This window comes from Acinetobacter sp. YH01005 (assembly GCF_013420465.1).
Lineage (GTDB): Bacteria > Pseudomonadota > Gammaproteobacteria > Pseudomonadales > Moraxellaceae > Acinetobacter > Acinetobacter amyesii.
In genome coordinates this window covers 1-9,395 of the sequence record NZ_VOYA01000041.1, presented here as the reverse complement: position 1 = coordinate 9,395, position 9,395 = coordinate 1, and the positions used below count along the sequence as shown (strand labels likewise).

7 protein-coding genes and 4 tRNA genes are annotated in these 9,395 nt (G+C 42.0%); 4 read left to right on the top strand and 7 right to left on the bottom strand.

Features of this window, described 5'->3' with window-relative positions; translation table 11 throughout:
• Window positions 1–159: 159 nt before the first annotated feature.
• On the bottom strand, window positions 160–1,089 hold the full coding sequence (locus FTT72_RS15460; protein WP_373686937.1) for a DMT family transporter: 930 nt from the start codon (window positions 1,087–1,089) through the stop codon (window positions 160–162).
• Between the two features lie 103 nt (window positions 1,090–1,192).
• Between FTT72_RS15460 and FTT72_RS15455 the strand changes: the two genes are divergently transcribed.
• Window positions 1,193–2,008, top strand: a complete 816-nt coding sequence (locus FTT72_RS15455; RefSeq protein ID WP_180178654.1) for a helix-turn-helix domain-containing protein — start codon at window positions 1,193–1,195, stop codon at window positions 2,006–2,008.
• Window positions 2,009–2,104: 96 nt separating this feature from the next.
• The gene (locus FTT72_RS15450; protein WP_180178653.1) at window positions 2,105–2,878 is read left to right on the top strand and encodes a tetratricopeptide repeat protein; all 774 of its coding nucleotides are present in this window, start codon (window positions 2,105–2,107) and stop codon (window positions 2,876–2,878) included.
• Between the two features lie 51 nt (window positions 2,879–2,929).
• Here FTT72_RS15450 and FTT72_RS15445 read toward each other — a convergent pair whose 3' ends face one another.
• Together FTT72_RS15445 and FTT72_RS15440 are read right to left on the bottom strand one after the other, a co-directional pair.
• Window positions 2,930–3,571, bottom strand: a complete 642-nt coding sequence (locus FTT72_RS15445) for a fumarylacetoacetate hydrolase family protein (protein ID WP_180008422.1) — start codon at window positions 3,569–3,571, stop codon at window positions 2,930–2,932.
• Window positions 3,572–3,603: 32 nt separating this feature from the next.
• A complete protein-coding gene (locus FTT72_RS15440) occupies window positions 3,604–4,101 on the bottom strand; it encodes a YcxB family protein (RefSeq protein WP_180008423.1) in 498 nt (165 codons plus the stop codon).
• 163 nt (window positions 4,102–4,264) lie between these two features.
• On the opposite strand from FTT72_RS15440, the gene FTT72_RS15435 reads away from it, so the two are divergent.
• Window positions 4,265–5,569 carry an SRPBCC family protein gene (locus FTT72_RS15435; protein ID WP_180178652.1) on the top strand — a complete coding sequence of 435 codons (1,305 nt, stop codon included), beginning with the start codon at window positions 4,265–4,267 and terminating at the stop codon, window positions 5,567–5,569.
• A 92-nt stretch (window positions 5,570–5,661) separates the two neighbouring features.
• Here FTT72_RS15435 and FTT72_RS15430 read toward each other — a convergent pair.
• From FTT72_RS15430 to FTT72_RS15415, 4 genes are all read right to left on the bottom strand, one after another.
• Window positions 5,662–5,738 (bottom strand) — tRNA-Arg (locus FTT72_RS15430).
• Window positions 5,739–6,251: 513 nt separating this feature from the next.
• Window positions 6,252–6,328: transfer RNA gene (locus FTT72_RS15425), tRNA-Arg, on the bottom strand.
• Window positions 6,329–6,373: 45 nt separating this feature from the next.
• Window positions 6,374–6,450: transfer RNA gene (locus tag FTT72_RS15420), tRNA-Arg, on the bottom strand.
• 15 nt (window positions 6,451–6,465) lie between these two features.
• Window positions 6,466–6,555 (bottom strand) — tRNA-Ser (locus FTT72_RS15415).
• 268 nt (window positions 6,556–6,823) lie between these two features.
• On the opposite strand from FTT72_RS15415, the gene rnr reads away from it, so the two are divergent.
• Window positions 6,824–9,241, top strand: coding sequence for a ribonuclease R (gene rnr / locus FTT72_RS15410; protein ID WP_180178651.1), 2,418 nt, complete (start codon window positions 6,824–6,826; stop codon window positions 9,239–9,241).
• Window positions 9,242–9,395: the final 154 nt, after the last annotated feature.

The following is a 9,395-nucleotide window of genomic DNA, read 5'->3' as shown; positions in this document are numbered from 1 at the left end:
CATGAAATACGGTATTCTGATGTGACAAAACCTGAATCCTGGTCGTTAAAGTGTTTGTTTGCACTCATATTTTAACTGTTAGGACTCAGGTTTTTTTATTTAAAGCAAACTATGGGACAGCAGTGGCCGTAGCTCTCCTTTTTTTATTTATACATGATCTTAGGTCGCTGTGCGCTGACGTCCCATCAATTTAGCTAACCATCGATGCAAGGTTACCGTCATCACCCCGACCATTACTAAGGCCGTCCCCAAGATAAAGTTCAGTTCAATCGTTTCGTTTAAGATCAATACGCCAAAGACCAGACCAAAGATTGGGGTGAGAAATGAAAAAACGCCCAGACCATTGGCCAGATATTTACTTAACAGCCAAAACCACAGCATCAGACTGAAAAATGAAATAATGAGCACATGAAAAATCATGCTGCTGATGGACAGCACCGTCCAATGTACAGTCATTTGTCCTGTCAGCCACGCCACGGGTAATAAAAACACGCATCCACCAACCAACTGATAAAACAAGGTCTGAGTCGGAGGTGCATCAGACAGTTTGGTGAGTCTTAATGAAATGGTGGTCAAGGCCCACATCACCCCTGCAAGTAATGCCATCGCATCACCCAACAGGGCTTGAGTGTTGACTGTAGTGCTACTTTCACGTCCCATAAACGACAGGACAATACCTGAAAAGGCAATAAAAATACCGACCCACTGGATCGCTGTAAGCTTTTCTTCAGGCAGTTTCCAATGTAAACCTAATGCCACAAAAATCGGTGCTGTATAGAGCAAGACAACAGTATGTGATGCAGAGGTATATCGCAGAGATTCTGCCACTAAAATAAATTCAGCTGAAAATAAAAACGCCAACCAGATACCCGGTAGCAAGTATTCGCGTGTATATAAATGTGTACCCGGCTTGAGACGCATCAGTGGAAAGACCAACAGCGCAGCCAGACCTGATCGAATGGCAATTTGCATGATCGGCGCAATATCAACCACGGCCAATTTCAAAATGACCTGTTGAATCCCTAAAATCATGCACAAAATAATCATCAGACCAGAAGCTTTTGCATCTAGCGCCTTACGCTGTTCCACACTTTTTACTCGACAATACGACAAGCAACACTATAGAACTGTCAGAAATAAAATATATACTTCAAAATAGACAAGTGATCTTCTTATTCAGGCAAAATTTCTCATGCGTCATAAAGCTCGTGCAGATCATACGCAGTTGCAACAACTTCCCACTAACGATGAAATTCAAGCAGCGCTGTGGATCAGTTTTCGTGACGATCCTGCACTGTCTGTTTATCCCGTTCATGGGCATGCTTGGGGCGAGTTTGTCTATGCCTTTAATGGCGTGATGGAAGTGAACATCAATCAGATAGACTATATTACCCCACCGCCTTATGGCATTTGGCTTCCCCCACACTTAGAACACAGTGGTTTAAATCGTACCGCGGTTTCACATGGCACCTTATATGTACATGAATCGCTATGTACTCACTTACCGAAACAACCTGGGATTTTACTCAGCTCGCCTTTAGTCACCGCGATCTTCAGCCATTTGCGTCTCTTACACCAACAAGCCGACCTCATGGAAAATACGGCCGAATATCAACGCTTGCTTCATGTGATCTTAGATCAACTGCATCAAGCTAAACTGGTCAGTAGCTATTTACCGCATTCGGAACATCCTGCCCTCAAACAATTGCTTGATTATTTACACCAACATTCTGCGGATCAAAGCTCGCTTGAGCAATTGGCACAGCGGATAAACATGACGGAACGTACTCTTGCGCGCTATTGTCAAAAAGAACTTGGGATGTCCCTGTATGAATGGCGACAACGCCTCAAAGTCATGAAAGCCATGTCGATGCTCAACGCAGGCCAAACTGTCGAAAATATTGCTTTAGAACTCGGTTATGCCAATGCCTCGGCGTTTATAAATATGTTTAAAAAATGGATGCTTTGTACCCCAGATCAGTTTAGAAAATCTGCCTTAAAGCCCTAAATTTGTTTAAATTTAGCTATAAGGGTCTCTATAAAGTGATTCAACAATCCGCTAAGATCAAAAAATCCACGAAGAATGATAAAGACTCCATTTCGAATGAATAAAAAAACCATTTTAGCGCTGTGTTTATCTGCCGTATTTTTAACGGCTTGTAGCTCCAAAGAACAGCGTGAATTTAAATCTGCACTCAAAACCGCTCAAAGTGGTGATTCGACTGCACAAATGAAAGTGGGTGATTTATACCTCAGTGGAACGGGCACAGAACAAAATATCGAACAAAGTGTACATTGGTACAAAGCTGCTGCGGATCAAGGCACTACGGACGCATTCGCATGGTTGATGACACAAGCCTATCAAGGCAACCCGCATGCAGATCAAGTGATTCGAAAGATGCAGCAAGATGGCAATATTTTCCTTGCACACTGGGTGCTAGACCTTGCAAAAAAGACCCATGATCCTGCTGCTGAATATACTGTTGGTTGGATGTACGACACGGGAAAAGGCTTAATTCAAGATAAGCACCAAGCGCAAATTTGGTATGAAAAAGCCGCCAAACAAAAGAATGTCGAAGCAATCAAAGTCTTGGGAAATCAACACTATTTTTCTGAACATCCTTCGTCTACACCCGACAAAGCTGCCGAATATTTAAGCTATGCTGCAGAACAAGGACAAGACGCTGACGCCGCGATGAAAATGGCACATTATTATCATTATGACATTCGAGATGGTGAAAAAGCGCGACAATGGTATGCCAAAGCTGGTGCATTGGGAGACACCGACTCACAGCATATGGCCGATACCTATGAAGCATGGAAAGATACTAGTCCTTTACAACCCAATGAGCCACCACCATCAAGCAGTACTGAATAGATCAATCAAAAAAGGCTGCATTAAGCAGCCTTTTTGTATGTCGTTCACAGATTATTTGACAAAGGTTGTCCAGACATAGTCCTGATTTTTGCCTTTTAGGGTCATTTTCAACTGCTCACCTGACTGTAGTGCCGCGACACCTGCAGGCGTACCCGTCATGACCACATCACCCGCCTCAAGACTAAACACTTGGCTAATATCGGCCAACAAAGTACCCACATCAAAAATCAGCAATGCAGTATCACCGTTCTGACGCAATTCATCATTGACATGCAAGGTATAATGCACATCTTTCCAATCTTGAACCACCTCTTGGACATCGACCCAATCCGCAAGGATGCAAGAACCATCATAAGCTTTGGCACGCTCCCAAGGCTGACCTTTTTTCTTTAAGTCATCTTGTAGATCACGCAAAGTCAGATCTAGGCCCAAAGTCACAGCTCCAACTGCTTCTAAGGCTTTGAGAGGATCAGTTTCAGCCGATAAAGGACGATCAATACGTAAACTTAATTCGCATTCATAGTGGCAACTGCCCCATGCAGGATTCCATGTGATGCCTTGCTCTAATGCGGTTAATGCACTTGGCGGCTTCATAAAAAGCACAGGACGGTCAGGAATTGCATTGCCTAATTCTTTGGCATGATCTGCATAACTACGACCGACGCAAACAATTTTAGATGGACGTGACTGCATACTACTCCCTCTTTTGTTATGAATAGATTGTCTTAGTGCTGAAAAGTATTGCTAAAAATCGCTTGGTCCGCAGTATCTTTAAATGCACTTTTCGGCACAATAATCACGGTTTTATTTTTCAGCTCAAGCATATAGGTCAATTTGCCTTCAGCAAAATTGGCCACTTCAGCATAATGGAAGATATTCTTACGACCATTGGCATGAATTTCTGCATAGTCTTGAAATAAATCAATACCTTGTTCACTTTTTCCTAATTGGTATTTTACAAACTGGCGTTTAAACATCATCGGTAAAAACCAATAACGCATGATACCTTGAAGAAGTAAAAAGAAAGCACCCAGCCCAACATAGTAGGCACCGACACCATTTACACCTAAGTAAAAACCCCAGATGATAATCCCAAGGCTAATGGCTGGCGTTAAAAAACGCGTAAATTGCTTTTTGCCAAAAGTAGCTAGTGCAAAACCATCCTGTGATTCTTCTAGATTTAAAAAATAGCGCAGCGATAATGCAGGTAGATTTTCAGACATAAGCGTATGAATATTTAAAAATGAATTGCGCTAAATACTACACCACAATTCAAATTTGCTTCATGCTTTTTAATGGTCGGTTGTAACACATCACTACTTCCCTTCCCTCTAGAAATACGTTAAAAACAGCAACAAATAAAAGATTGCATACGCAGGATGTGACATGCAGATAACAAAAATAATCATGGTGCTGGTGTTTCTGAGTGGACTGAGCATATCGACCAGTTGGGCCAAATTCGTTCAATGGCAACCCCAGATCCCTAGTAGTTTGGACTTATTTAATGGCAATGCCAAAGCCTTGGCAAATCTTGCCGGTGATCACATCGTGATTTTTGCACATCCTTCACAGCAAATTAGTCTACCCACGATGAAAGCAGGACAAAAAGTCGTTGGTAAATTTCAAAGTGCCGCGGTGGTTGTCCCAACCAACAGTAAAAATGTCGCCAGATTACTCAGTAATTATCCAAACTACGCCGGCTTATTTCCCACGCTAAAATCTGCTGAGGTTTTGCAACAGCAAGGTTCAACCAGCCAAGTTGAATATCGCATCCACATCCCGACGCCGATTCCGGTTTTAAACTTTAAAGAAACTGTGGTGATGCAGCACCAAATTCAGCACAACAGCATTAATAGTTTGGTTCTAGAAGCACCAGTGCCCTTTGGTGCAGGGAAAATTGAATGGTTTGAGATTGATGCACAACACACCTTGATTAGTGTGACCCAATGGGGCGATTTAAATCAGCCCAAAGGTTTTTTGTTTAGCAAAATATTAAATGCCTTACCCGATGCCAAATTAGGGATTCCTGCGGGAACCAATGGTTTTTTACTCGAATCATTACAGCGCCGATTTAAAGCCTTTAGTAGTGAAACTCTCGCTGCAAATCAATTGCCTGAACTCAAATTGAATGCCTCTCAACTCGACAAAATCACCCAATTAAGTCAAAGCTCGAAAGAACCTGTGTCCTTTATTTTGACAGCGCAGCGCGTTCCCTTTGGGCAAAATTATGAATTGATGCGCTTTAGCACCAGTTTTCAATATTATGCACAAGAGCCTTCGAGCTTACAGCGCTGGATTAATGTGTCTTCGTTCAAGCACTTATTTCCAAGACAAGTCAAACATATGCAAGTGCAGAAAATTAATCCGCACCTCATGGATGCCGACTATAAAATTTCGGTGGGTTTAGGTGTGATCAATATTCCCTTTGATTTTAAGATGCGTTTTAACTATCCCGACTTACTGCAAAATCAATATACCGCAACAGGTGGGGACTTAAAGTTTGTCCGAGGTGCAATGCATATTCGCCCCTTACAACAAGGGTCGTTATTACAATTGACCAGTGCGGTGAAGATTGATGACAAAGCACCGTTTTTACTTCGTGCTATGCGCAGTATGCCGTATCACGACATGTTACCGGCTTTAGGCGGCAATACAGTCTTTGCACTCAAAGTTAAACAGAAGTTAAATTAGAACCTTAATTGATAAGCTGATTTTATTGGTTTTAGCTATATTTCAGACACAAAAAAACCGCACATGTGCGGTTTTTTCAATCTTGATCAAGTTGGTGCGCTCAGAGAGATTCGAACTCCCGACCCCTTAGTTCGTAGCCAAGTGCTCTATCCAGCTGAGCTATGAGCGCGACGTCTTGATGAGGCTCATTATACGTGATTTTTATTTTTTGTTAAGAGCTTTTTCATATAAATTTAACCAAACGCACAGCAAATAAACAATTACCCTTTAAACACGCTAAAAATCAGCTAGATTTACTTTTTTAATGGCTTTTGCATCACAAGTTTGGAATTTAAACTTAGCAATACTCACGTATAAATGCTCAAGATAGATAACAAATCTATCGCCATCATTGAATCACTGCTTTAACTCACTCAATTCTTTTTTAAACTTAGATTTAAAAAAATTGCATCACCATGAACATCTGAAATAAGGTTTTATCTACCAAAGAAAGCAAAATCAAATTTACTGATGGATCGTCTTATAAAATAGAACGCTTTATACAATCTAAGTAAGAGACAAAAGACAAAAGACAAAAGACAAAAGACAAAAGACAAAAGACAAAAGACAAAAGACAGGCTGCATCAAAACGATAAATCACAGGCACAAAAAAACCGCAACATATGCGGTAATTTGTTCAAGTTGGTGCGCTCAGAGAGATTCGAACTCCCGACCCCTTAGTTCGTAGCCAAGTGCTCTATCCAGCTGAGCTATGAGCGCGTAACTTGTGTCGTCTTAAAAGACTACGTTTTCAGATTTACTTATTGGTGCGCTCAGAGAGATTCGAACTCCCGACCCCTTAGTTCGTAGCCAAGTGCTCTATCCAGCTGAGCTATGAGCGCGACATAAGTAAATCGTGGCGGTGAGAGAGGGATTCGAACCCTCGATACAGTTGCCCGTATGCATCCTTAGCAGGGATGTGGTTTCAGCCACTCACCCATCTCACCGTAACGTGCCGCCATAATACAAAGATCATGATACGACTGCAAGCACAGTCGTTATATTTTTTTCATTTTTTTACTCAATTAGATATTTTTTAAACGATTTTCAAAAAATTAGTGCAAAATTAGTTCAGCACACACTGCTGTCCCCTACATTTCAGCTTTAAACATTATAAAATATCGGCATAAAACACTTTATTGCAATCAATTGCGTGCAGTATCTGCTTGCATGACTTATGCTAATCCTAATCTTCTGATTTGAAGCCAAATACATATGAAAAACTGGGTCGACCCTGAAGCAAAAGCTGAAGCCGAACGTTATGACAATCCAATTCCAAGCCGTACTCTGATTCAAGAGACGATTGAACAACTGAAAACTGCAATGTCGCATGCCGATCTTGTAGAACATTTTGAAATTGCCGATCAAAAAAGTATTGATGCACTGAGTCATCGTCTGATTGCGATGGTTCGAGATGGTCAGTTGATGAAAGATGGATTTAAGTTCCAGCTTGCAGCTGAGCAACCGACTCATGAAGCAACGGTTTATATCAACTCAAAAGGTTTAGGCACAGCCAATATTAGCGGTGAAGATGACCTTTTACTTCCTGAGCGTGAGTTACGTCAGGTGTTTAATGGTGACCGTGTTAAAGTCCGCCAAACTTCGGTAGACCGTAAAGGCAAAGCATGGGGCTTTATTACTGAAGTTCTACAGCATCGTATCAAAGAAATTATTGGTAAAGTGTCTGAGTATGAAGGCGAATATTTTATTCAGCCGGCAAATCCCAATGCACACCAACCGATTACTTTAGAAAAAGAATTAATCGAGCATGCCAAAGTCAAACTCGGCGACTCTGTGCGTATTGCGATTGACAGCTACCCAACCAAAGAAGAATTTGCGACAGGTCATATTGTTCAGTCGATGGCAGATAAAGCAGACACTGAAATTATTATTCCACAAACCATTTTAGAATTTGGTTTACCTTACGAATTCCCTGAAGCGGTACAACAAGAAGCCGACAGCTTTAAAGAACCATCAGAACAAGACCGTGAAGGTCGTGTCGATTTACGTGATTTAGCACTTGTCACCATTGATGGTGAAGATGCCCGCGACTTCGATGATGCCGTGTATGCGGAAAAACGTCCGGGTGGTGGTTATCGCGTTGTGGTGGCAATTGCCGATGTAAGCCATTATGTACGTCCGGGTAAACCGCTCGATGACGAAGCTCAAGAGCGCGGTACATCGGTGTACTTCCCTCATTTTGTATTGCCGATGTTGCCTGAGGCGCTGTCGAATGGTTTATGTTCTTTGAACCCACACGTAGACCGTTTATGTATGGTCTGTGATTTAAACTTATCTCGCGCGGGTCGTGTCACTAAGTTTGAGTTCTATCCGGGTGTAATGCATTCAAAAGCTCGTTTGACCTATACTCAAGTGGCCGAATATTTTGAGGGTAATAGTCAAGCCATTCCTGAAGACCGTGATGTGCGTAAATCGGTCAATACCTTATTCCAGTTGTATCAAGTGTTGAAAGGCTTACGTGCTGAACGCCACGCGATGGAATTTGAAACCGTTGAAACTTATATGACCTTTGATGAGCTAGGCGGTATTAATGAAATCCTACCGCGCAGCCGTAATGATGCACATAAGCTAATTGAAGAATGTATGTTGTTGGCAAACGTCGCAGCGGCAGAATATGCATTAAAAAATGAAATTCCAATGCTGTACCGTGTGCATGAGCCACCTGAGTTCTCACGTATTCAAAAGGTTCGTGATTTTGTGAAGTTATTGGGTCTGCCATTCCCTGAACAGCCGACTCAAGCTGACTATCAAGCCGTAATCGATGCCACCAAAGACCGTATTGATGCTCCAGGCATTCATGCCGTTTTACTCCGCTCAATGATGCAAGCTTATTATGGCGCGAACAATGCAGGTCACTTTGGCTTGGCTTATGAAGCGTATACGCATTTCACATCTCCAATCCGTCGTTATCCAGACTTGTTACTTCACCGTGCCATCAAAGCACAATTAAAGAAAAAGCCTTACCCAATTTCTGGTGCTTCGCTGGATGATGCAGGTGAACACTTCTCTGCGACTGAGCGCCGTGCAGATGAAGCTTCTCGTTCTGTCACTACATGGTTGAAGTGCCATTACATGCAGCAGCATTTGGGTGAAGAGTTTGTCGGTACCATCAGTGCAACTGCTGAATTTGGCCTGTTTGTAACGCTCAAAGACTTATATGTTGATGGCATGATCCACGTCAGCCAATTGGGTGATGACTTCTTTGTCTATGACCAACCAAGTCAGAGCTTAATTGGTCAATCTCGCGGTCAAGTTTTCAGTCTCGGCGATGAAGTGAAAATTAAAGTTGCTGGTGTAAATCTAGAAGAGCGCAAAATCGACTTTGAATTGATTCAACAATTGAGCCATGCAGGCCGTGCTATTCGCGCGCGTGCCCCTCGTGTTGCAAAACCCACAGCCAAAGAAGAAGTCTTTTCAGAGCGTAAAACCAACGTTGCTGAAGATGGAGAACAGCCCATACGACGCAAAAAAGACAAAGGAAAACCCAGCTCCTACAGCCAAAAACCTGCTAAAAAATCTGCAACAAAGTCTGAAGCGAAGGCTAAAGATAAAGTGAAGAAAAAGTTAAAAGTAAAAAAGAAAAAATCCAATGCCAAAGCAAAGGGTGAGTAAATTTTACTAAATAAAAAAGAGTGCTACGGCACTGCTGTCCCACAATTTTTCACAAGAGGAAGCTCATTTGAGCTTCCTCTTGTTTTATGGGTATTTTATCGGGTGAAAATAAAGCTTTTAAAGTTCTTCTTTCAAACAAATTCACTTGAATTAT